Genomic DNA, 23,614 nt, shown 5'->3' with positions numbered 1-23,614 from the left:
CGCGCCATGCCGAGCTTCTTCATCGACAGGCCGATCTTCGCCTGGGTGGTCGCGCTGTTCATCTGCTTGATCGGCGCGATCGCGGTGCCGCTGCTGCCGATCGCGCAATATCCGATCATCGCGCCGCCCTCGATCTCGATCTCGACCAGCTATCCCGGCGCTTCGCCCGAAAACCTCTACAACAGCGTCACGCGCCTGATCGAGGAGGAGCTCAACGGCGCCTCCGGCATCCTCAATTTCGAATCGACCAGCGACTCGCTCGGCCAGGTCGAGATCATCGCCAATTTCCAGCCGGGCACCGACACCAGCGCGGCCTCGGTCGAGGTGCAGAACCGCATCAAGCGCGTCGAGGCACGCCTGCCGCGCGCGGTGATCCAGCAGGGCATCCTGATCGAGGAAGCCTCCAGCGCGGTGCTGCAGATCATCACGTTGAACTCGACCGACGGCAGCCTGGATGAGGTCGGCCTCGGCGACTTCATGATCCGCAACGTGCTCGGCGAAATCCGCCGCATCCCCGGCGTCGGCCGCGCCACGCTCTATTCCACCGAGCGCAGCTTGCGCGTCTGGGTCGATCCCGCAAAACTCGTCGGCTATGGGCTGACCGCTGATGACGTCAACAAGGCGATCGCCGCGCAGAACGCGCAGGTTGCCTCGGGCAGCATCGGCGCCGAACCGTCGACCTCGAACCAGCGCACCTCCGCGCTGGTGCTGGTCAAGGGCCAGCTCTCGTCCCCCGATGAATTCGGCGCCATCATCCTGCGCGCCAATGCCGACGGCTCGACCGTACGCCTGCGCGACGTCGCGCGCGTCGAGGTCGGCGGCCTCAGCTATCAGTTCAACACCCGTCTCGACGGCAAGCCGACCGCCGGTCTCTCCGTGCTGATGTCGCCGACCGGCAACGCGCTGGCAACCGCGAGCGCGGTCGAGGAGAAGATGAAGGAGCTGTCGCGCTTCTTCCCGGCCAACATCTCCTACGAGATCCCCTACAACATCACGCCCGTGGTCGAAGCCTCGATCAAGAAAGTGCTGACGACGCTGTTAGAGGCCGTGGTGCTGGTGTTCGCGGTGATGTTCCTGTTCCTGCAGAACATCCGCTACACCATCATTCCGACCATCGTGGTGCCGGTGGCGCTGCTGGGCGCTTGTACCACGCTGCTGCTCGCCGGCTATTCCATCAACATGCTGTCGATGTTCGGCATGGTGCTCGCGGTCGGCATCCTCGTCGACGACGCCATCGTCGTGGTCGAGAACGTCGAGCGCATCATGGCCGAGGAGGGCCTGTCGCCCAAGGAAGCGACGCGAAAAGCCATGTCGCAGATATCAGGCGCCATCATCGGCATCACGCTGGTGCTGATGGCGGTGTTCGTGCCGATGGCGTTCTTCCCGGGCTCGGTCGGCATCATCTATCGCCAGTTCTCGGTGACCATGGTCGCGGCGATCGGCTTCTCGGCCTTCCTCGCGCTGTCGCTGACGCCGGCGCTGTGCGCCACGCTGCTCAAGCCCGTTGCGAAGGGGCACCGCCATTCGAGCAACATCGTGTTCAGCCGGTTCAATCATCTGCTCGAGTCCTGCCGCTTCCAATACGCGCGCACCGTCGGCTTCTCGCTGAAGCGCACCGGCCGCCTGATGATGGTCTATGTCGCGCTGCTGGTCGGCCTGTCCTGGGCCTTCGTCAGCCTGCCCGGCGGCTTCCTGCCCATCGACGACCAGGGCTTCGTCACCACCGACGTGCAGACGCCGTCGGATTCGTCCTACGCCCGCACCGAGGCCGTGATCGAGAAGGTCGAGAAATATCTGGCGCAGCGGCCGGGCGTCGACAACGTCACCTTCCTCACCGGCTTCAGCTTCTCCGGCCAGGGCATGAACACCGCGCAGGCCTTCATCACGCTGAAGGACTGGTCGGAGCGTGGCCCGAACGAGTCAGCCGCAGCGATCGTCAATGACATCAACCGCGATCTGTCGTCGTCGATCCGCGACGCAAAAATCTCCGCGCTGCAGCCGCCGCCGATCGACAACCTCGGCAATTCCTCCGGCTTCTCGTTCCGCCTCCAGGACCGCGGCCAGAAGGGCTATCCGGCCCTCATGCGCGCCGCCGACCGGCTGATCGCGGAAGCCAATGCGAGCCCGGTGCTGCAGAAGGTCTATATCGAAGGCCTGCCCGAGGCCGGCGTGGTCAATCTCGTGATCGACCGCGAGAAGGCCGGCGCCTTCGGCGTCACCTTCGAGGACATCAACAACACGATTTCGACCAATCTCGGCTCGAACTACATCAACGACTTCCCGAATCGCGGCCGCATGCAGCGCGTCGTGGTGCAGGCCGATGCCCGCGACCGCATGCGGACCGAGGACATCCTCAACTACAACGTCAAGAACAGCCGCGGCCAGCTGGTGCCGTTCTCGTCGTTCGCCACCGTCGAATGGGCGCGTGGCCCGACGCAGATCGCCGGCTTCAATTACTATCCGGCGGTGCGCATCTCCGGCGAAGCCCGGCCCGGCTTCACCTCGGGCGATGCCATCGCCGAGATGGAACGGCTCGCCGGCAAGCTGCCGCGCGGCTTCGGCTATGAATGGACCGGCCAGTCGCTGCAGGAAAAGCTGTCGGGCTCGCAGGCGCCGTTCCTGCTCGCGCTCTCGATCTTCGTGGTGTTCCTGTGTCTGGCCGCGCTCTATGAGAGCTGGACCATTCCGCTCGCGGTGCTGCTCACCGTGCCGCTCGGCATCGTCGGCGCCGTGATCGCGGCGATGCTGCGCGGCTTGCCGAACGACGTCTATTTCACCGTCGGCCTGATCACGATCATTGGTCTAGCCGCAAAGGACGCGATCCTGATCATCGAGTTCGCCAAGGATCTGCGCAAGGAGGGCAAGCCGCTGGTGGAAGCCACCATCGAAGCCTGCCGCCTGCGCTTCCGCCCGATCCTGATGACGGGTCTCGCCTTCATCTGCGGTGTGCTGCCGATGGCCATCGCCCACGGCGCCGGCGGCGCCAGCCAGCAGGCGCTCGGCAGCATCGTGATGGGCGGCATGATCGCGGTGGTGATCCTGGCCCTGCTGATGGTGCCGGTGTTCTTCGTCTCGGTGCAGCGCGTGCTGGCGGGAGACAGGGAGCCGAAGGCAACGCAGGAAGGCGAAGTGTACGGACCGCCGGCCCCGGCAAGTGTCAATCACTGACACTTCTTCCTGTCATTCCGGGGCTCGCGCCAAGAGGCGCGCCCCGGAATGACGGGCAGAGAGCTTGCCTTCCCAGATCAGTCAATCCAGACTGCATCCCTGGATTGAGGGGGGTTGTATTCGTACTGCGCCGCGAATGCACACAGCCCGCCGACTGAGAGCATGTGATGCGTCCGACCGAAATTGCGATCTCGAACTATCGTTCCATTCGGCGGCTCTCCATACCGATCCACCCCTTGTCCGTGTTCATAGGCGAGAATGGTGTCGGCAAATCCAATCTCTACAAGTCCTTGTCGCTGCTGCGTGACGCGGCGGCCGGGCGGATCACGCGCACGATCGCCGATGAAGGCGGATTGAATTCGGTCTGCTGGTCCGGCCTTCGCAAACGCGGCGAGGATGGGCGGCTGCGGTTGTCCGCCAGATTCGACGGCATCAGATATTCCATTGAGCTCGGATATCCCGGCCCGCTCGAGGCGGCGTTTTCCGGCGAACCGATGATCAAGACCGAGAGCATCGAGACGACGCGAGGCAAACGAACGGTTCAAATGATGGAGCGGAAGAATTCGCTCGTCAGCGTCCGTGGCGACAGCGGAGCATGGATCAACCACAAGGACGCGGTGCTGCCGTCCGAGACCGCGCTTGCGGGTTTTTCCGATAACCAGGAATGCCCTGAAATCGATTTGGTCAGAAACGCGATGCTGGGCTGGCGGTTCTATCACGACTTCCGCACCGATCCGGCGTCACCGATACGAAAGCCTTGTCTCGCGATCACGACGCCCTCGCTCAGTGCCGATGGCACCGATTTGGCCGCGGCCCTGGCGACGCTCTACACCATTCGGGGAGACGCGGCCGACCTGCAGGACGCAATTGAAGATGCATTCCCGGGCGCCGAGCTCCGCGCATGGGAAGAAAACGGCTTGTGTGATTTTGATCTGCAACTGACGGATATGCCGCGGCCGTTCAGGGCTCACGAATTATCCGATGGGACGCTGAAATACATCTGCCTGCTCGCGGTGTTCATGGGTTACCGGCTTCCGCCGTTTATCGCGCTGAACGAACCCGAGACCAGCCTGCATCCGTCGCTGCTGGCGCCATTGGCCCGGCTGATCGTCAAGGCATCACGCCGCGCCGACATCTGGATCGTCACCCACTCGGAGCAGTTGATGGAGGCCTTGCGAAACGAGAGTTCGGTTCCGCTTCGCCGGGTGATCAAGTCGAAAGGCGCCACGACGATCGAGGGCCTGACCCTCGGAGGCGAGTATCGCGACGAGGAATCGGCCGACGACGACTCCTAGCCGTGGCAGACCGAGAGGTCGCGTTACTACGCCGGCCGCTTCAGTATCTTGATCAGCTCGCCGTGCACGAACTCGTTGCCGCACACCACGTCGCCGGTCTGCAGGGGGTCGTCATTGCCCTGGACGCCCGACACCGTGCCACCCGCTTCGCGCACCATCAGCATGCCGGCGGCGATGTCCCAGGATTGCAAATTGCGCTCCCAATAGCCGTCGAGGCGGCCGGCGGCGACGAAGGCGAGGTCGAGCGAGGCGGCGCCGAAGCGGCGCAGCCCTGCGACGCGGTCCTGGATCGCGGTCATCTCGCGGCGGAATTCCTCGTGGTCGCCGCGGCCGATATGGGGCAGGCCGCAGGCCACCACGCATTCGTTGAGCTGGCGGCGGCCGGCGACACGCAGGCGCTGGTCGTTGAGGAAGACGCCCTTGCCGCGCTCGGCGATGTAGAGCTCGTCATTGGCGGGGTTGTAGATCACGCCGGCGATCACCGTGCCCTCGCGGGCGAGGCCGATCGAGATCGCGAATTGCGGGATGCCGTGCAGGAAGTTGGTGGTGCCGTCGAGCGGATCGACGATCCAGGTGTGGCTCTTGTCGGTGCCTTCGCGCGTGCCGCCTTCCTCGCCGATGAAGCCGTAGCCGGGCCGGGCCTTGGCGAGGTCCTGGTAGAGGATCTCCTCGGCGCGCTTGTCGGCGAGCGAGACGAAATTGGCCGGCCCCTTCAGCGAGACCTGGAGGTGCTCGATCTCGCCGAGATCGCGCTTGAGGCTGCGGCCGGCACGGCGCGCGGCCTTGACCATGACGTTGATAGTTGCGGAATACAGCATGAGCTCTGGTCTTGATCGGGGGAAGGGGCGCAAAACCGCGCCATTTGAGGGAATTGGGTGCCCTGCGAGGGGCTTGAGGTCAAGTCATTTGGTCCCGAGCCACTTCCTGGCGGCGGCCTCGGCCTTGGACCGGTCCTCGGCCGGCAGGTCGGAGAGCTGCTTGTCGAGCTCCGGATCGCCCTTGCCGGAGGTCTTGGCCACCAGGTGCCATTTGAAGCCCTCGACCTTGTCCACGGACGTGCCCATGCCGTTGATCAGCACCCAGGCCAGGCGGTTCTGCGCGATCGCGCTGCCCTGGCGGGCGGCCTTGCGGAGCAATGCGACAGCCGCCGGATGGTTCTTCGGCGTGCCGGTGCCGTTGAACAGCGCGATGGCGTATTCGACCTCGGCATCGACATTGTCGGCGAGCGAGGCGGCCTGGAGCAGCCGCGCGGCCTTTTCGGGATCCTTCGGCACGCCGGTGCCTTCCTTGTAGAAGGTCGCAAGCGCGTATTGCGCCTCGGGCAGGCCGGCATCGGCCGCCTGGCGCAGCAACTCGGCGGAACGCTTGACGTCCTGCGGCAGGGTCTGGCCGTCGAGATAGAGCAGCGCGAGATTGTAGGCGGCCTTGGGCTCGCCGAGCTTGGCAGCGGAGGCCATCAGCTTGACCGCCTCGCCCTTGTCGACCGGGCCGCCGCGCCCGGACATGCGCAGCATCGCCAGCGCGAACATCGCCTCGCGGTCGCCGGCATCGGCAGCGCGCTTGTACCATTCCAGCGCCTTGGCGTAGTCGCGGCGGATGCCCATGGCGTTGGAATAGAGCTCGCCGAGCATGGTCATCGCCTTGGGATCGCCGTTCGCCGCGCGGGCCTTGGCGAGCTCGAACGCTGTCTTGTACTGGCCGCGCTGATAGGCGCCGAACACCAGATCGACACCGGGCGTATCGGCTTCCGGCGCGGGGATCACGGTTGCCGGCAGCGCCGGCTTCGGGGACGCGGCCGGCTTGGGCGAGGCCGAAGGTTTTGGCGCCGGCGCGGCCTCCTTCTTCTTGGGAGGCGCCGGTGGCTTGGGCTTCTGCTTCTCGGCCGGAGGAGGCGGCGTTGCGGCCGGTGGCGTGATCTGGAGCTGCGCGGCCGCAGGCGCCGTCATCAGCAGCGTAGCCAGAATGGTGATGCGCGGGAGCTTCATGTCGGGCGCTAGCCGTGCTCCTGGCTAGCAGCAGAACCCTGGCCTTCAAGCGCAGCCGCATGGGCCTTCTTGATTGCGGCGTCGGCCTCGATCAGCGCAGCCTTGGGTCCGCGCGGATCGGCCCAGATGAAATCGCCGACCAGCACGAAATCGGCGCCGCTGGCGGCGAAGTCGTAGGCCTCCTCCAGCGAGGTCGCAAAGCCGACGCAGGGTGGCTCGAACAGCTCAGCCCACCAGTCCAGCCGCTCGGCGATCGCCTGCGCCGAGGGGCGCTGTCCCTTCGCGTCGGGCTCGCCGAACAGCAAATAGTCCGCGCCGATCTCGCCCGCATCCATGGAATGGTGCCGCGTCGTCAGCCCGCCGACGCCGGCGATGCGATCGGGCTTGAGCGATGGCAGCGCCTCTTTCAGCGCGGCGATGCCGGGGAGGTGCGCGCCGTCGGCGCCGCCGCGTGCGACGAGCTCGGGGTAGCCGTCGACCAGCAGTGCGGCGCCCGCCTTCTGCACTGGCGGCGCCAGCGCCTTGATGCGCGTGATCATGGTGCGCTGGTCGGTTTCCTTCAGCCGCAGCAGCACGGCCGCGACGTCGGCGGCGGCCAGCAGCGCCGGCAGCTCGGCGACGAGCGCAGCGGGATCATCGACGACGGGCGTCGCGAGATAGAGACGCGGCGCCGGGCGCGGCGGAGGCGGTTTGTTCGACAAGATCTAGGCTGCCTTCTTTTCCAGGCTGCTTTGCCATTCGCCCTTGGAGGCAAGGCCATTCATGCGAGCGCGATGGCTGAATGCGGTTTGACCGGCGGCGACATTCTCGGCCTTGCCGGACCAGGCCTTTTGTGGGGCGGCCTGCAGCGCACGGCCGTAGGAGAAGGTCAGGCCCCAGGGCAGCCGCCCCAACTTGTGCATGGCGTTGAGATGCGCGGTCGCCTCTTCGTCCGACTGGCCGCCGGAGAGGAAGGCGATGCCGGGCACGGCCGCGGGTACGCAGGCCTTGAGCAGCCGGATCGTCTTCTCCGCGACCTCCTCGACGGAAGCCTGTTTTGCGCATTTCTTGCCTGATATCGCCATGTTCGGCTTCAGCACCATGCCTTCGAGTGCGACGCGCTGCCCGCGCAATTCCTGGAACGTCTTGTTGAGCACCCGCTGGGTGACCTCATAGCAGCGGTCGATGTCGTGATCACCGTCCATCAGCACTTCCGGCTCGACGATCGGCACGATCTGCGCGGCCTGGCACAGCGCGGCATAACGCGCCAGCGCGTGGGCATTGACGCCGATCGCGGTCATGGAGGGAATGCCGCTGCCGATGTCGATCACCGCGCGCCATTTGGCGAAACGCGCGCCGCGCTCGTAATATTTCTTCAGCCGCTCGGCAAGCTTGTCGAGCCCGACGGTGACTGTTTCACCCGGGCACATCGGCAAGGCTTGCGTGCCCTCGTCGACCTTGATGCCGGGAATGGCGCCGCTCTGTTCGATCAGCTTGACCAGCGGCGTGCCGTCCTTGGCGTCCTGCCAGATCGTCTCGTCATAGAGGATCACGCCGGAGATGTACTGGCTCATGGCCTCCTTCGACCGGAACAGCATCTCGCGATAGTCACGGCGATTGCCTTCGGTCGATTCCACGCCGATCGCGTCGAACCGCTTCTTGATGGTGCCGGAGGATTCGTCGGCGGCAAGGATGCCCTTGCCTGATACGACCATGGCGGTCGCGATCCTGTTGAGCTCAGTCAGATTCATCGAGAGTTCCTCCCAAAACGATTCTGCCCTTGCCTGTGAAAATAGACCGTTCTCGGGCAATTGCCGAGTTAACGTTGGTCGCAGGGTAAAGGGGGGAGGTCTTGTTCACCTCTCCCCGCTTGCGGGGAGAGGTCGGATCGCCCCCGGCGATGCACAGCATCGTCCGGCGCGATCCGGGTGAGGGGGTACAGGTCTGTCGATAGGGCACAACTCGCGGAGAGAGCCCCTCACCCCAACCCTCTCCCCGCGAAGAGCGGGGCGAGGGAGAGGACAGGGCGGGATCCGGCCTTAAGCGACCTTCGGGTCCAGCTCGCCCTTGGCGTAGCGCTTGGCCATGTCGGCGGGGGTCAGGATCTTCTTGAACTTGGCGGCCTGGCCGGCGGTGTTGAACTCCTGGAGCCGCTGCTTGCACAGCTTGGTCATGGCTTCCATCGCCGGCTTCAGGTACTTGCGCGGGTCGAACTCTTCCGGATTGTCCTTGAGGACCTTGCGGATCTGGCCGGTCATGGCCATGCGGTTGTCGGTGTCGATGTTGATCTTGCGGACGCCGTTCTTGATGCCGCGCTGGATCTCGGTAACAGGCACGCCCCAGGTCGGCTTCATCTTGCCGCCATAGGCGTTGATGATGTCCTGGAGGTCCTGCGGCACCGACGAGGAGCCGTGCATGACCAGATGCGTGTTCGGCAGCTTGCGGTGAATCTCCTCGATCACGTTCATGGCGAGGATGTCGCCGTCGGGCTTGCGGGTGAACTTGTAGGCGCCATGCGAGGTGCCCATCGCGATCGCCAGCGCGTCGACCTTGGTCTCCTGGACGAACTTCACGGCCTCGTCCGGATTGGTCAGCAGCTGGTCGTGGCTGAGCTTGCCTTCGGCGCCGTGGCCGTCTTCCTTGTCACCCATGCCGGTCTCGAGCGAGCCGAGCACGCCGAGCTCACCCTCGACCGAGATCCCGCCGAGATGGGCCATGTCGGTCACGGTCTTGGTGACGCCGACATTGTAGGTCCAGTCGCCGGGGGTCTTGCCGTCGGCCTTGAGCGAGCCGTCCATCATCACCGAGGTGAAGCCGGCCTGGATCGCGGTCATGCAGGTCGCGGCCTCGTTGCCGTGGTCGAGATGCACGCAGACCGGAATGTGTGGGTAGATCTCGGTGACCGCGTCCATCATGTGCTTGAGCATGACGTCGTTGGCGTAGGAGCGCGCACCGCGCGAGGCCTGGATGATGACGGGAGCGTCCACCTGGTTGGCGGCGTCCATGATCGCCAGCGCCTGCTCCATGTTGTTGATGTTGAAGGCCGGTACGCCGTAATCGTTCTCAGCCGCATGGTCGAGCAATTGACGCAACGTGATCCGAGCCATGTGTCTTTTTCTCCGTTTGGGCCTAAGGGCCGCGTGCTTTTTTCTGACGAATTACTTGGTGCGCAGAACTTCGACGCCGGGCAGGGGCTTGCCTTCCATCCATTCAAGAAATGCGCCACCGGCAGTCGAGACATAGGTGAATTGACCGGCCACATGGGCCTGGTTGAGGGCTGCGACGGTGTCGCCGCCGCCCGCGATCGAGATCAGCTTCTTGGCCTTGGTGCGCTCGGCCGCATGCTTGGCAGCCGCAACCGTGCCGCGATCGAACGGCTGCATCTCGAAGGCGCCGAGCGGTCCGTTCCAGACCAGGGTTGCCGCATCGTCGATGGCGGCGTGGACGCGCGCGATCGACTGCGGACCGACGTCGAGGATCATGCCGTCGGCCGGGATCGCATCGAGCCCATAGGCATGCGACGGCGCGTTGGCGGCGAAATGATAGGCGACGGTGGCATCGACCGGCAGGATGATCGCGCAGTTGGCGGCTTCCGCCTTCTCCATGATGCGCAGTGCGGTCGGGGCGAGATCCTTCTCGGCCAGCGACTTGCCGACCGCGACGCCCTGGGCGTGCAGGAAGGTGTTGGCCATGCCGCCGCCGATCACCAGCGCATCGACCTTGCTGACGAGGTTTTCGAGCAGGTCGATTTTGGTCGAGACTTTTGCGCCGCCGATGATGGCGATAACAGGCTTGGTCGGCGAGCCCAGCGCCTTCTCCAGCGCGTCGAGCTCGGCCTGCATGGTGCGGCCGGCATAGGCCGGCAGCTTGTGGCCGAGGCCCTCGGTCGAGGCGTGGGCGCGGTGCGCAGCCGAGAACGCGTCATTGACCCAGATGTCGCCGAGTTTTGCCAATTCCGCGACGAAGGCGGGATCGTTCTTCTCTTCCTCTTTGTGGAAGCGGGTGTTCTCCAGGCAAAGGATGTCGCCATCCGTCAGCGCCGCGACAGCCGAGGCTGCGGGCTCGCCGATGCAATCGTCGGCGAAGGCGACCGGCTTCTTCACGACCTTTGCGAGCGCTTCCGCAACGGGCTTGAGCGACTCCTTGGCATCGCGCCCCTTCGGCCGGCCGAAATGCGCGAGCAGGATGACCTTGCCGCCCTTGTCCGAGATTTCGGTGATGGTCGGCGCGACGCGCTCGAGCCGGGTCGCATCGCTGACGCGCCCGTCGTCCATGGGCACGTTGAGATCGACGCGCAGCAGCACGCGTTTGCCCTTCACGTCGACGTCGTCGAGGGTGCGGAACTTGTTAGCCATCGGACACTCTCTCTTGTCCCGGGCGCTGCGCGAGCCGCGAAGCGGTGCGCTGCTGAACCGGGACCTACGCGGGGAGATGGATCCCGGCTCTGCGGAGCAGCGCAAGCGCGCTGCACCGCGTCCGGGACACGAGACCTTGCTAGATGACCTTCGCCAGCGCGACGGCGGTGTCGGCCATGCGGTTCGAGAAGCCCCACTCGTTGTCGTACCAGGACATCACGCGCACCAGCGTGCCGTTCTGCACCTTGGTCTGGTCCTCGTGGAAGGTCGAGGAGTGCGGGTCGTGGTTGAAGTCGATCGAGACGTTCGGCGCGGAGGTGTAGCCGAGGATGCCCTTGAGCTGCTGCTCGCTGGCGCGCTTCATCGCCGCGTTGATTTCCTTGGCGTCGGTGGCGCGCTTGGCGACGATCTTGAGGTCGACGACCGAGACGTTCGGGGTCGGCACGCGGATCGCGACGCCGTCGAGCTTGCCCTTCAGCTCGGGCAGCACGAGGCCAATGGCCTTGGCGGCGCCGGTCGAGGTCGGGATCATCGACATCGCAGCCGCACGGCCGCGGTAGAGATCCTTGTGCAGCGTGTCCAGCGTCGGCTGGTCGCCGGTATAGGCATGGATCGTGGTCATGAAGCCGGTCTCGATGCCGACGAGGTCGTTCAGCACCTTGGCGACCGGCGCGAGGCAGTTGGTGGTGCAGGAGCCGTTGGAGACGACCAGATGATCCTTGGTCAGGGTCTCGTGGTTGACGCCGTAGACGATGGTGGCGTCGGCGCCGTCAGCGGGGGCGGAGACCAGCACGCGCTTGGCGCCGGCGGTCAGATGCGCGGAGGCCTTGTCCTTCGAGGTGAAGATGCCGGTGCATTCCAGCGCGATGTCGACGCCGAGATCCTTCCAGGGCAGCTTCGAGGGATCGCGCTCGGCGGTCACCTTGATCTTGTTGGCACCGAGGCTGATCGAGTCGCCGTCGACGGTGACGGTGCCGGGGAAGCGGCCATGGACGCTGTCGAAGCGAAGGAGATGGGCGTTGGTCTCGACCGGGCCGAGGTCGTTGATGCCGACGACCTCGATGTCCTTGCGGCCGGACTCGGCGATAGCGCGCAACACGTTGCGGCCGATGCGGCCAAAACCGTTAATTCCGACGCGGACTGCCATGTTTCATCTCCTTATGACCGTTCAATGACGGGTTCGATAACGCCTAATTCTCCCCGCACAACGCGCTACTTACGCGCCTGCGAGGGTTTTTTAGGGGCGGACGCCCGGTTCGGCCGGGCGGTGCTTGATCATATGAGAGATTACGTAGTCCTTTTTTTTGGCAAGCTCAACTCTCAGCTAACGCGCTTCAGCACAGCGTTAACCGCAGCCTCGGCGGTAATGCCGAAATGCTTGTAAAGATCCTTCGCCGGCGCGCTCGCGCCGAACGAATGCATGCCGATAAATTCGCCATCCTGGCCGATCACGGCATCCCAGCCCCAGCGCACCGCGGCCTCGATCGCGACCTTCACCGGCGCGTTGCCGATGATCTCGGCACGCTTGGCTTCTGGTTGCGCTAACAAAAGCTCCAGCGAGGGCACCGAGACCACCCGTGACGCGATGCCGCGCTCGGCGAGCTGCTTCTGGGCGGCCACCGCGATCTCGACCTCGGAGCCGGAGGCGAACAGCGTCGCCTTGGCTTCGCCCTGGGCGGCGACCAGCTCGTAGGCGCCGGCCGCGCAGGGATTGTCGTTCGGCGCAGTGGTGCGGAGCTGCGGCAGGTTCTGCCGCGTCAGCGCCAGCGTGGTCGGACCGTCGATGCGGTTGAGCGCGAGCTCCCAGCATTCGGCGACCTCGACGGCATCGCAGGGACGGAACACGCGCATGTTCGGGATGGCGCGAAGCGCGGCGAGATGCTCGACCGGCTGATGGGTCGGGCCGTCTTCGCCGAGACCGATGGAGTCGTGCGTCATCACGTAGACGACGCCGGTGCCCATCAGCGCGGCGAGGCGCATCGCCGGACGCGCATAGTCGGTGAACACAAGGAAGGTCGCGCCGTTCGGCGCGAAGCCGCCGTGCAGGAAGATGCCGTTCATCGCAGCCGCCATGCCGTGCTCGCGGATGCCGTAATGGATGAAGCGGCCCTTCGGCGTCTTGGCGGAGAACGCGGTCGCCGACTTCGCCTTGTTGTTGTTGGATCCGGTGAGGTCGGCGGAGCCTGCGAGGAATTCCATCGGCATCGCGCCGGCGATCACCTCGATCACGGCTTCCGACGACTTGCGGGTCGCCGCATTCATCGGTTTTTCCAGCAGATCCTTCTTGTACGCGCGAATAGCCTTCGCGAGCGAAGCCGGACGCTCGTGGCGCAGGCGGCGCTCGAGCTCGGCGCGCTTGCGGCTGCCGAGCTCACCGAGCCGTCCTTCCCATTCCTGACGGGCCGCAGCGCCGCGGCTGCCGGCTGCGCGCCAGGCCTTCAGCACGTCATCGGGCACCGAGAACGGCTCGAGCGAGATGCCGAGATTTTCCTTGGCGGCCTTGAGCTCGTCGGCGCCGAGCGCTTCGCCATGCGCCTTCGACGTGCCGGCCTTATGCGGCGCGCCGAAGCCGATGGTGGTGCGGCAGGCAATCAGCGTCGGCTTGTTGGATTTCTGCGCGCGCGTGATCGCCGCGGCGATGGCGGCCTGGTCGTGGCCGTCGATCTTCTCGGCGGCCCAGCCGGCCGACTTGAAGCGCTTCACCTGGTCGACGGAATCAGAGATCGAGGTCGGGCCGTCGATCGAGATGCCGTTGTCGTCGTAGAGCACGATCAGCTTGCCGAGCTTCCAGTGGCCGGCCATCGCGATCGCTTCCTGCGATACGCCTTCCATCAGGTCGCCGTCGGAGGCGAGCACGTAGGTGTGGTGGTCGACGATCTTCTTGCCGAACTCGGCGGCGAGCATCTTCTCGGCGAGCGCCATACCGACCGCGGTCGAGATGCCCTGGCCGAGCGGACCGGTGGTGGTCTCGATGCCCTTGGTGTGGAAGTTCTCGGGGTGGCCCGGGGTCAGCCCGCCGAGCTGGCGAAACTGCTTGATCTGGTCCAGCGTCATGTCGGCATTGCCGGTTAGATACAGCAGCGAATAGAGCAGCATCGAGCCGTGACCGGCCGAGAGCACGAAGCGGTCGCGGTCGGGCCAGTCGGTCGCAGCGGCATCAAATTTCAGGAACTGCGTAAACAGCACGGTGGCGATGTCGGCGGCGCCCATCGGCAGACCGGGGTGACCCGATTTCGCCTTCTCGACGGCGTCCATCGCGAGGCCGCGGATCGCGTTGGCCATACGGGTGTGATCGACCTGCGTATTCGCCATACGGGTGGCATCGAGCTGCATCATGATGAAAATCCGTCTGAAATGAGGTGCTTGATGGCCGTGCACGCCGCGCGGGGTCGAGCCTGGCGGCCACGGGAGCTGAGGCTGGATAGCATCTCGGTTCCGGGAGTCCAAGGCAATCAAACGCCGTGCCGGCGCCAAAAGTTGCTTATCGGTGCATAGTTTCGCGGCGACGTTGCGCTTCCCTAGCTTGCCACGTAAATTTCTGCTTCTAACCGCTTGCCGAACCGAGTCTTTTGCCGGACGGCAAGCTCCAGGGTAAAGGCCGCTGGATAGGCCAAAGGTTCCGCCGCTGACTGCATGAACGATCGCGTTTCCAACAGCTCTGCCATGACGGAGTCCTCCGCCGTCGAGATCGAGATCGCGACGCGCAGACTCATGGCGGCGCTCGACTCGCTCGAAAGCGCGGTGGAGCGGCGGCGCGATGCCGATCGCGACGAGAACGAGCTTGCGGCAAGAATCCAGGCGCTGGGCGCCGATCGCTCGCGGCTTGCCGACGAGCTCGACGGCGCGCTGGTGAAGGCGCGCAAGCTCGAGCGCACCAATCGCGAGATCTCCGACCGGCTGGATTCCGCAATCGTCACGATACGCTCGGTGCTCGATACCGGAGAGGACGGATGAGCCACATCAACGTCACCATCAATGGCCGGCAATACCGGATGGCCTGCGAGGAAGGCCAGGAGGTGCGGCTCTTGAAGCTCGCCGAAAGCCTGGAAACACGAATTCAATCGCTGCGCGGAAAATTCGGCGAGATCGGCGATGCGCGCCTCACGGTGATGGCCGCGCTGACGGTCTGCGACGAGCTGGTCGATTCGGGCAACCGCATCCGCACCATGGAGCAGGAGCTGACCGAGCTACGGGATTTCCGCAATGCCGCCGTCGAGCGCGCCAGGATGACGCAGACCGCCGTGGTCAACGCGCTGAACGCCGCCGCCGAACGCATCGAGAAGTCGACCCAGGTCCTGAACCGGACCGTCGGCAACGGGATCGCGATCGGCTGATTTTGGACGGCCGTGCGGTTGGGCTGGCGATTCGTCAGTATCGTTGTTACATTGCGCGAGCGAGGCTGCGACGCGCGTCAGGAGCCATATATCCCCGGGGCCTTATCGATCCTTTAGGGAACTGTCCCTGGCCGGGCCCGTGGGCCCGGACATATGGTGCCCACCTACTTTCGTAGGGAACTCCGGGATCGAGTGCTTCAACGGCGTACGCGGCTTCGCACTTCTGTTTGCTTGGCTTGTGCTTATTGAAACGACTGCGGCCAGTTCAACAGGTTTCATGCCCCGCCTAGTGCGCAATTGCGCACGGAGGACCGGGGCATCCAGTACGCCGCGGCCTTTGTGTGAATCACGACCACCTCTGGGATACTGGATCACCCGCCCCAGTGCGCAAGGGCGCACAAGGCGGGTGATGACATGGGGGAGAACGCACGTGCCGAACTCCAAATCCGAACTCCGCGCCAAAGCCCTCGCCAAGCGCGACGCGCTCAGCGAGAAGAAGCGCGCCACGGCCGCGGCAAAGCTCGCCAAGCGCGGGCTGCCGTTCGAGCTCCTTCCCGGCAGCATCGTCTCCGGCTACTCGCCGATCCGCAGCGAGATCGATCCGCTCCCGCTGATGAAGAAGCTCGCCGAGAAGGGCGCCAGGCTGGCGCTGCCTTGCGTTACAGCGCGCGGCCAGTCGCTGATCTTCCGCATCTTCCATCCGAATGATCGCCTCATGCTCGGCCCGCTCGGCATTCCCGAGCCGTCGCCGGCAGCGGCGGAAGTCATCCCCGACATCATGCTGACGCCGCTCGCGGCGTTCGACCGCCTCGGCCATCGCATCGGCTATGGCGCGGGGCATTACGACTTCACCTTCGCGCATCTGCGCAAGGCCAAGAATATCGTCGGCATTGGGCTGGCTTTTGCCGCGCAGGAGATCGAGGCCGTTCCGGCACTATCGCACGACGTCGCGCTGGATTATGTGCTAACGGAATCCGACGCGTTCGATTTCCGGAGTTCTGAAGTTGCGCATTCTCTTCGTGGGTGACGTCGTCGGCCGTGCAGGACGCACGGCCATCGCCGACTATCTTCCCGGCATGGTCAAGGACTGGTCGCTCGATTTCGTCGTCGTCAACGGCGAGAACTCGGCCGGCGGCTTCGGCATCACCGAGGCGATCTATCAGGAGTTTCTCGATGCCGGCGCCGATGCGGTGACGCTTGGCAATCATTCCTGGGACCAGCGCGAGGCGCTCGTCTTCATCGAACGCGCCGAGCGCCTGGTACGTCCCACAAACTATCCGCGCGGCACGCCCGGCCGCGGCGCGGCGCTGGTCGAGACCAAGAACGGCAAGCATGCCCTCGTCGTCAACGCGCTCGGTCGCGTCTTCATGACCCCGTTCGACGATCCCTTCGCCGCGCTCGAGCGCGAGCTCGGCGCCTGTCCGCTCGGCGTCGCGGCGGACGCCATCGTCGTCGACTTCCACTGCGAGGCGACCAGCGAGAAGCAGGGCATCGGCTTCTTCTGCGACGGCCGCGCCAGCCTCGTCGTCGGCACGCACACCCACGTGCCGACCGCCGACCACCAGATCCTGTCAGGCGGCACCGCCTACATGACCGACGCCGGCATGACCGGCGATTACGACTCCATCATCGGCATGCAGAAGGAAGAGCCGCTGCGGCGGTTCACGTCGGGGATTCCGTCGGGGCGGTTCGAGCCGGCCGCGGGCGTCGCGACGTTGAGCGGCGTCGCGGTGGAGACGGATGACGCGACGGGCCTCGCGCTCAAGGTTGCGCCGGTGCGTGTCGGTGGAAGGCTGGAGCCGGCGACGCCGAAGTTTTGGTTGAGCTAGGGCGTGTACTCATAATCCGAGCGTCTGCTTTTCGCCCATGAGGGGGCCAAGCGTAGGCAAGTCCGGGTTGCCTGATAGTGACCCAAAGCGGCCCACCAGCATCTAGCCAGGGGGCGGGTGCAGTTTATGCCATTTTGCGCGCGCGGTTTCTGCTGATCCGCCGTGCCGTATTTCATCTTCTCTAAAATCTTTCCAGTACCGGTAAGTGCAATATAGCCCGCACAGCCAAAGGAAGACGAGAAGCACAACAAGCGGACGAATGAAGCTTGTCACGAACTCGGTTGGATCAAGAATCTTCAGCAAGGAAATCAGGGCAAGACAAAATCAGGGCAAGACATAGAGCTCCAGCAACCGCAAAGCCTCGCACTCGAAACCGCCAAACTCGGACTTCCTCTGAAACAGTCATCCCTGTTCCTTCAGGGTACGTGCGCTCTCGCGCCTAGCTGGCTCTGCGGCTTTCGTCTTCGAATGGCGGACGACTGAGATGTCTCGTGAGACGCCCCTCATTGCCCCATCCGTAGCGCTTAGCGAACGGAACGTACACAAGGCAGGCTAGGCCCAACGCTATCAATACCACGATGAGGCTGAGGCCGAGGAAAATGTAGGCGCTTGACGTGCCCCCGACGACGAGGACGAGCATAAGGGTGGAACGAATGCTGAAGGGCGACATGCCCGCTAAAGTAGCACGAGGACGCTCTTAGCTGGCAGCTCTCTGACGATTAGGGTTTGCAGACCATTAAGTCAGCTCATGGCCCGAGGCTGACCTTGGGCCAGAGCGCAGCTACGTCCGCTTCCGACCGGTAAGCCGACCAAGGTAACGATACCTGACGAGGGCAGCCTTTGACCCATAGCGGGCGCAGGCCAAATTCAAAGGCGGTTGGCGGGGGTAAAAAATTGTCTTTCAAAGATTCATCTATGTTAGGGCGCGATCGAGCCTTCGCGGTGGAGGATGGAGAGACCGGGGCTGGCAATCCCTTTTCATTTCGTATCCTTTGAAGACCCGGAGAGGCCGTCAGCGAAAGCTGGCGGCTTCTGATTGTTGAATGGCGCCTTGGTCGGGAACGGAATGAGTGCTGCAGGTTCGAACAAAGCAAGGGGCGGGCCGCGCTAGTCCTCGCGGTTCTGTCGGTAAGCGCTGCTTTCGCTTCGGGACATCGCGCTCTCAAGGACGCTCCGGCGCAACTCCTCCCTTTGACGATCGAACATCTCCTGCAGCGAGCGTCGCTGCTCGCGCAGAGCCGCGCTTTCTTCGATGGCGAGCCGAGCTCGCGCGAACAATGAATCGTTCATCCAGGAAGTCTGCCACAGTCTGCGTTATTCACCATTACCCAAGTTAATCCTTGGGCTCTTCCGGCGGGAACGGCTCATGAGTCTTCCGGCCAAGGAAGGTGTCGGTTTCTGGTAGCTTCAACACTTCGATCGCTTCACGGATAAGCTTGCGCATCTGTTCGACGTGCGCGGTATCGCTTGCCAAGGGGTAATTGATATGACGATCGCCCGGCATGGCCGCACTCCCTGTCCAGCAGGCGGGAGCATGGCGTGTCTCTCAGCCACCGACGCCTACGGGCAGACCCTCAGCCGGTGATATCTGATCAATTAGCAGGTCTGCCGATCGTTATGTAGAGGCAGCGCAAAAATAAGAAAAATAAGATTAGGAACAAGACCGTGCGCGGGCTGTTTGCCGTTGTTGAGAAGGACCATCATGAGCAGGCAATCCGATGATCTTCGCGAGCAAGCTCGGAGAGCCGAGCGATTGGCATCCTCCATCAGCAGCGAGGACGATGCCCGGAAGCTTCGGGCGCTTTCCAAACAATACGACGCTGATGCTGACGCACTTGATCGAGACAGCAAGATCAGGTGATTGCGCCGAGAAGGGGGTAACATTCCTGCCCCTGACCCGATCGAAACCGACATCGAGCCAATTGCAAGACCGGCAGCGGCCAATAACTGCAGGGCTCGCAGCTTTCCCAATTCCCAACTCGAGTCCCGCCAACAGGCCTCGGGGAGTTCTTCGCGGTGCGCTCGTTGCTCGCAGCGCTGATGAGGTGACCAGAGAGTCCGCTTCTGGCGCTTAGCGGTCCTCGGACTTCGACACCGTGATGTCTGCTTTCGGAGGTGAAACAGACTCGCGCCGGAATTATGAGTACACGTCCTAGCTCCACAACACGGATGTCAACCCTGCGAACGCAGGGACGCATAATCCCAGGGAGAAGTTGTGACGCGAGGTCGGTAACTCCGAGTCTTCGCCAAACTATTGCGGCGGCGTATGGGTCCCGGCGTTCGCCGGGACGACAGAGGAGATCGACGCGCGATCGCGCGTCAATCCCGCCATCACACTACTCCGCCGTCTGCTCCCGTAGCTCCGCGACATCCTTTGCCGTCAGCTTCGAGCCCTTCGTTCCAAACCGCGCCGTCACGTAATTCGCGACCGCCGCGATCTCGTCGTCGGTGTAGGCATTGCCGAACGCCGGCATCGACAGCGCGCCGTCGGGCGTGTGGCGCTTGGTGCCTGACAGCACGATCTGCGCGACGTTGGTGGCGGCGGGGTCGTTGACGGCCCAGGTGCCGGTCAGCGTCGCCATCGGCGAGACCGGGCTTTCGCCGCTCCAGCCGTGGCAGCTGGCGCAGGCGCTGGCGAAGACCTTCTTGCCGCGCGCATCCGCCGTGACGCCCTCCTTGTGCGAGGTGGGCGCGACCGGCGCCGTGGTCGCGGGCAGATCGGGCGAGGAGACCGGCGGCACGCTGCGCAGATACGCAACGATGGAGCGGATGTCCTCGGGCGCGAACTGGCTGAAGCTGTGGTCGACCGCTTCACCCATCGGCCCCGAGGCCGAGCCGTGACCCGGCGCGTGACCGAGCGACAGATACGAGATCAGATCCGCGTCGCTCCAGTTGCCGAGACCTGTCGCCTTGTCCGAGGAAATGTTGAAGGCGCGCCAGCCGGCGGTGATCGCGCCGCCGAACTTGTTGCGGTTATCCAGCGCGAAGCCGAGATTGCGCGGGGTGTGGCACTCGCCGCAATGCGCCAGCGCCTCAGCGAGATACGCACCTCTGTTCCACTCCGGGCTCTTCGAGGTGTCCGGCGTAAAGCGCGTGTCCGGATTGAACACGGCCGACCAGACAATCATCGCCCAGCGCTGGTTGAACGGGAACGACAGCGTGTTGTCGGGCGCCTTGGCGCGCACCGCCGGCAGGCTGAACAGATAGGCCTTCACCGCCAGCACGTCGTCGTCCGTCATGAACGTGTAGGACGTGTAGGGCATCGCCGGATAGAGCCGGGCACCGTCGCGGCGCTTGCCGTGCTGGACTGCGTTGAGAAAATCCTGGTCGCTGTAATTGCCGATACCGGTGTCCTTGTCCGGCGTGATGTTGGTCGAATAGAGCGTGCCGAACGGCAGCTTGAAGCCGAGCCCGCCGGAATAGTCCTTCTCGCCGGGCTTGGTGTGGCAGACCATGCAATCGGCCGCCTTGGCGAGATACTCGCCGCGCTCGACCAGACTTGCTTTTTCGAGCTTGGCGGGCACGCCGGTCGGCTTGCCGGCGCGGTAATCCGCCAGCGCCACCCTGGTGCCGCCGGCGAAATCGAGCGGGCCCGGCCCGCGGATGATCCAGACGCCGAGCCCTGCGGCGATGATTGCGATCACAACGAGGCTTGTGAGGATACGCATCTTGCCGCTCATGCCTTCTTCCCCGCAGCCAGCAGTTTTCGATCGATCGGCAGCCGCCGCAGCGCCACGCCGGTTGCGGCGTAAATCGCGTTGCGCAGCGCCGGCGGTCCGGCGTTGACACCGGCTTCACCGATGCCGCCGGGCGCCTCGCCGCTCTTGACCACGATGACCTCGACCTTCGGGGTCTCGTTGATGCGCATCATGCGGTAGTCGTGGAAGTTCGACTGCTGCACGCGGCCCTTGTCGATGGTGATCTCGCCATAGAGCGCGGCGGTGAGGCCGAAGATCAGGCCGCCCTCGATCTGCGCCTTCACGGTATCGGGGTTCACCGCGATGCCGGTGTCGACCACCGAGGTGACGCGGCGGAGCGCGATCTCGCCGAATTCGTCGATCTCGGCCTCCACCACGGTGGCGATGAAGCTCGCGAATGATGGCTGCACGCAGACGCCGCGGCCGACACGCGGGGGCAGCGGTTGGCCCCAGCCGGATCTTTCGGCGACCTGGTCGAGCACCGCGAGCATGCGCGGATTCTTCGTCAGCATGGACTTGCGGAATGCGATCGGGTCCTTGCCGGCCTTGCGCGCAAGCTCGTCCATCGCGCATTCGACCGCGAACACGTTGTTGTTCGGGCCGACGCCGCGCCAGAAGCCGGTCGGTACCGCCGGCGGTTCGGCGCGGACATATTCGACATGGAAGTTGGCGAAGTCGTAGGGCGCATCCACCGCGGCGTCGATCGCGTCGATGTCGATGCCCTTCTGGAAGGCCGGCGGCAGCCAGCGCGCCAGAATGGCGGAGCCGGCGACCTTGTACTTCCAGCCTGCGACCTTGCCGTCGACCAGCGATGCCGTGATCTGGTCGCGATAGACCGGACGATAGACGTCGTGCTGGATGTCCTCCTCGCGGGTCCAGATCACCTTGACGGGATAGTCGACCTGCTTGGCGATCTTCACCGCCGCGACCACCATGTCGGGCTCGAGCTTGCGGCCGAAGCCGCCGCCGAGCAGGTGCTGGTTGACGATCACCTTGTCGACGGGAACGCCGGCGGCCTTCGCCGCCTCGGACTGCACGCGCGTCATGATCTGCGTGCCGGTCCAGATCTCGCAGGCATCCGGCCTGACATGGACGGTGGCGTTGATCGGCTCCATCGAGGCGTGCGCGAGGAACGGCAGCTCGTAGGCGGCCTCGAACTTGTCGCCGCTGGCGAGCGCCTTGGCGATGTCGCCGTCGGATTTCGCGATCGCGCCATCCTTCGTGCTGGCCTTGCGCAAATCGTCCCAGATGTCCTTGGTGGAGATCCCGGCGTTCGGGCCCTCGTTCCACTCGATCTTGAGCGCTTCGAGGCCTTTCTTCGCCGCCCACATGTGATCGCCGATCACCGCGACAGCATCGTCGAGCACGACGACCTTGCGTACGCCGGGCAGCTTCACCGCAGCGCTGTCGTCGACCTTGCCGACCTTGCCGCCGAACACCGGGCAATTGGCGATCGCGGCGATCTTCATGCCGGGCAGGATCGCGTCGATGCCATAGAGCGCCTTGCCGTTGACCTTGTCCGGCGTGTCCAGCCGCTTCAGCGGCTGGCCGATGAGGACGAAATCCTTGGGATCCTTGATGGCGACGTCCTTAGGCGGCGTCTGGCCCTGTGCGGCAAGCGCCAGCTCGCCATAGCCCAGTTTGTGGCTGCTGGCGGCATGGGAGACCTCGCCCTTCGACGCCGTGCAGCTCGAGGGATCAACGCCCCATTGGCTGGCCGCGGCCTGCACCAGCATCGCCCGCGCGGTGGCGCCGGCTTTGCGTAGCGGCAACCACCAGGCGCGGATCGAGTTCGAGTTGCCGGTGACCTGGAGACCGAAGGTCGGGTTGCCGTAGAGCTTGTCGTTGGGCGGGGCGTGCTGAACCTCGACCTTGCTCCAGTCGGCGTCCAGTTCTTCGGCGATCACGGCCGAGATCGAGGTGTAGGTGCCCTGGCCCATCTCCACCTGCGGCATCATCAGCACGGTGCGGCCGGTCGCATCGATGCGGATGAAGGCGTTGGGCGCGAATTTGCCGTCGGTCACATCGCGTTGCACCGGCTCGTTGCCGGCGGCGCGCAGCGGCAGATGGAAGGCGAGCAGGAAGCCGGTGGCGAGGCCGCCGGTCAGAAGCGTGCGGCGGGAGACGCTGTTGTGTGCATTCATGGCGAACCTCAGGACTGACGGCCGTTGGCGGCCTGCTTGATGGCCTCGCGGATGCGGACATAGGTGCCGCAGCGGCAGATGTTGCCGGCCATGGCGGCGTCGATGTCGGAATCATCAGGATGGGGCGTTGCCGCCAGCAGCGCAGCGGCCGCCATGATCTGGCCGGACTGGCAGTAGCCGCACTGGATCACCTCGGCCTCTAACCAGGCGTTCTGCACCTTCGCACCGGCCGGCGTGCTGCCGACATGCTCGATGGTGGTGACGGCGCGATTCGCGACCGCGCTCACCGGCAGCACGCAGGAACGCACCGCCTTGCCGTCGACATGCACGGTGCAGGCGCCGCATTGTGCGATGCCGCAGCCGAACTTCGTGCCCGTCATTCCCAGGATGTCGCGCAGCACCCACAGCAAGGGCATTTCGGGTGGCGCGTCGAACGATTTCGTTTCGCCGTTGATGGTGAGTGTTGTTGCCATATGCATCCCCTTGCTCGCTGGATCGCTTACGGCGATCGGGTCGGCGAATTTCCGCGCGACCATAATCATACTGATGCGATACGATGAAGCGTCGAAATTTCTGGCGATGCATATTTGCACGACCGACGCGTCAGGCCATGACGTTCACGAATTTGTGCGGCGATCGCAGCAAGCGTTTTGGGCTATTTGATATGATAAGCGTCATTTTCTGACGCTTTTTCGTCACGCGCGCATCTGCCATCGCAGATGGCCGTGCGAATGCGCAAAATCATGCGATGACGAAAGTCGTGCGATTGAGAAAGTTGGGCGGCGAGCACGGGCACTTCTGGTGCGATCGATTGCAAAGGCTCATTG

General features: G+C 64.5%; 20 protein-coding genes and 1 other RNA gene. 7 read left to right on the top strand and 14 right to left on the bottom strand.

Going from position 1 to position 23,614, the window contains the following annotated elements; translation table 11 throughout:
- The first annotated feature begins 6 nt into the window (after positions 1 to 6).
- On the top strand, positions 7 to 3,168 hold the full coding sequence (locus tag RAD16_RS26255; RefSeq protein ID WP_458160729.1) for a multidrug efflux RND transporter permease subunit: 3,162 nt from the start codon (positions 7 to 9) through the stop codon (positions 3,166 to 3,168).
- A gap of 167 nt (positions 3,169 to 3,335) precedes the next feature.
- Positions 3,336 to 4,463 (top strand): AAA family ATPase, encoded by a 1,128-nt coding sequence (locus RAD16_RS26250; RefSeq protein WP_458160728.1) that lies wholly within the window; start codon positions 3,336 to 3,338, stop codon positions 4,461 to 4,463.
- Positions 4,464 to 4,489: 26 nt separating this feature from the next.
- Here the strand turns inward: RAD16_RS26250 and RAD16_RS26245 are convergent, their stop codons facing one another.
- The 9 genes from RAD16_RS26245 to RAD16_RS26205 all read right to left on the bottom strand — a co-directional run bounded on the left by RAD16_RS26245 (position 4,490) and on the right by RAD16_RS26205 (position 14,447).
- Entirely contained in the window at positions 4,490 to 5,281 is a 792-nt protein-coding gene (locus tag RAD16_RS26245; protein WP_458160727.1) for an inositol monophosphatase family protein, read from the bottom strand.
- Positions 5,282 to 5,365: 84 nt separating this feature from the next.
- Complete coding sequence (locus RAD16_RS26240; RefSeq protein WP_458160726.1) at positions 5,366 to 6,448, bottom strand: tetratricopeptide repeat protein; 1,083 nt, start codon at positions 6,446 to 6,448, stop codon at positions 5,366 to 5,368.
- Between the two features lie 8 nt (positions 6,449 to 6,456).
- A complete protein-coding gene (locus RAD16_RS26235; protein WP_458160725.1) occupies positions 6,457 to 7,149 on the bottom strand; it encodes a thiamine phosphate synthase in 693 nt (230 codons plus the stop codon).
- A gap of 3 nt (positions 7,150 to 7,152) precedes the next feature.
- Positions 7,153 to 8,178: a class I fructose-bisphosphate aldolase gene (locus RAD16_RS26230; RefSeq protein ID WP_458160724.1), complete on the bottom strand. Its 1,026-nt coding sequence runs from the start codon at positions 8,176 to 8,178 to the stop codon at positions 7,153 to 7,155.
- Positions 8,179 to 8,466: 288 nt separating this feature from the next.
- Positions 8,467 to 9,534 carry a class II fructose-bisphosphate aldolase gene (gene fba / locus RAD16_RS26225; protein ID WP_458160723.1) on the bottom strand — a complete coding sequence of 356 codons (1,068 nt, stop codon included), beginning with the start codon at positions 9,532 to 9,534 and terminating at the stop codon, positions 8,467 to 8,469.
- A gap of 51 nt (positions 9,535 to 9,585) precedes the next feature.
- Positions 9,586 to 10,782, bottom strand: a complete 1,197-nt coding sequence (locus RAD16_RS26220) for a phosphoglycerate kinase (RefSeq protein ID WP_458160722.1) — start codon at positions 10,780 to 10,782, stop codon at positions 9,586 to 9,588.
- Between the two features lie 139 nt (positions 10,783 to 10,921).
- Entirely contained in the window at positions 10,922 to 11,929 is a 1,008-nt protein-coding gene (gene gap / locus RAD16_RS26215; protein ID WP_458160721.1) for a type I glyceraldehyde-3-phosphate dehydrogenase, read from the bottom strand.
- 173 nt (positions 11,930 to 12,102) lie between these two features.
- A complete protein-coding gene (gene tkt / locus RAD16_RS26210; RefSeq protein WP_458160720.1) occupies positions 12,103 to 14,118 on the bottom strand; it encodes a transketolase in 2,016 nt (671 codons plus the stop codon).
- A 182-nt stretch (positions 14,119 to 14,300) separates the two neighbouring features.
- On the bottom strand, positions 14,301 to 14,447 hold the full coding sequence (locus RAD16_RS26205; protein WP_458160748.1) for a hypothetical protein: 147 nt from the start codon (positions 14,445 to 14,447) through the stop codon (positions 14,301 to 14,303).
- Here RAD16_RS26205 and RAD16_RS26200 point away from each other — a divergent pair.
- From RAD16_RS26200 to RAD16_RS26180, 5 genes are all read left to right on the top strand, one after another.
- Entirely contained in the window at positions 14,416 to 14,736 is a 321-nt protein-coding gene (locus tag RAD16_RS26200) for a DUF4164 domain-containing protein (protein WP_063694167.1), read from the top strand. The two genes, RAD16_RS26205 and RAD16_RS26200, sit on opposite strands and share 32 nt — an antisense overlap.
- Positions 14,733 to 15,116, top strand: coding sequence for a cell division protein ZapA (locus RAD16_RS26195; protein WP_211382142.1), 384 nt, complete (start codon positions 14,733 to 14,735; stop codon positions 15,114 to 15,116). The genes RAD16_RS26200 and RAD16_RS26195 overlap by 4 nt, the downstream gene beginning before the upstream one ends.
- Positions 15,117 to 15,175: 59 nt before the next feature.
- A non-coding RNA gene (ssrS, locus tag RAD16_RS26190) (6S RNA) lies at positions 15,176 to 15,336 on the top strand.
- Positions 15,337 to 15,546: 210 nt separating this feature from the next.
- Positions 15,547 to 16,143 (top strand): 5-formyltetrahydrofolate cyclo-ligase, encoded by a 597-nt coding sequence (locus RAD16_RS26185; RefSeq protein ID WP_458160719.1) that lies wholly within the window; start codon positions 15,547 to 15,549, stop codon positions 16,141 to 16,143.
- The gene (locus RAD16_RS26180; RefSeq protein ID WP_458160718.1) at positions 16,121 to 16,945 is read left to right on the top strand and encodes a TIGR00282 family metallophosphoesterase; all 825 of its coding nucleotides are present in this window, start codon (positions 16,121 to 16,123) and stop codon (positions 16,943 to 16,945) included. Before RAD16_RS26185 ends, RAD16_RS26180 begins: the two co-directional genes overlap by 23 nt.
- A gap of 1,107 nt (positions 16,946 to 18,052) precedes the next feature.
- Here the strand turns inward: RAD16_RS26180 and RAD16_RS26175 are convergent.
- The 5 genes from RAD16_RS26175 to RAD16_RS26155 all read right to left on the bottom strand — a co-directional run bounded on the left by RAD16_RS26175 (position 18,053) and on the right by RAD16_RS26155 (position 23,260).
- The gene (locus RAD16_RS26175) at positions 18,053 to 18,235 is read right to left on the bottom strand and encodes a hypothetical protein (protein ID WP_458160717.1); all 183 of its coding nucleotides are present in this window, start codon (positions 18,233 to 18,235) and stop codon (positions 18,053 to 18,055) included.
- A gap of 43 nt (positions 18,236 to 18,278) precedes the next feature.
- On the bottom strand, positions 18,279 to 18,449 hold the full coding sequence (locus RAD16_RS26170; RefSeq protein ID WP_458160716.1) for a hypothetical protein: 171 nt from the start codon (positions 18,447 to 18,449) through the stop codon (positions 18,279 to 18,281).
- Between the two features lie 832 nt (positions 18,450 to 19,281).
- Positions 19,282 to 20,625 carry a c-type cytochrome gene (locus RAD16_RS26165; RefSeq protein ID WP_458160715.1) on the bottom strand — a complete coding sequence of 448 codons (1,344 nt, stop codon included), beginning with the start codon at positions 20,623 to 20,625 and terminating at the stop codon, positions 19,282 to 19,284.
- The gene (locus tag RAD16_RS26160; protein WP_458160714.1) at positions 20,622 to 22,787 is read right to left on the bottom strand and encodes a molybdopterin cofactor-binding domain-containing protein; all 2,166 of its coding nucleotides are present in this window, start codon (positions 22,785 to 22,787) and stop codon (positions 20,622 to 20,624) included. The genes RAD16_RS26165 and RAD16_RS26160 overlap by 4 nt, the downstream gene beginning before the upstream one ends.
- Before the next feature lie 8 nt (positions 22,788 to 22,795).
- The gene (locus RAD16_RS26155) at positions 22,796 to 23,260 is read right to left on the bottom strand and encodes a (2Fe-2S)-binding protein (protein ID WP_458160713.1); all 465 of its coding nucleotides are present in this window, start codon (positions 23,258 to 23,260) and stop codon (positions 22,796 to 22,798) included.
- Positions 23,261 to 23,614 lie beyond the last annotated feature (354 nt).

It is taken from the genome of Bradyrhizobium sp. 18BD, assembly GCF_054185225.1.
Note: the sequence above shows the minus strand (reverse complement) of the source record. Positions and strands in the feature narration are given on the sequence as shown.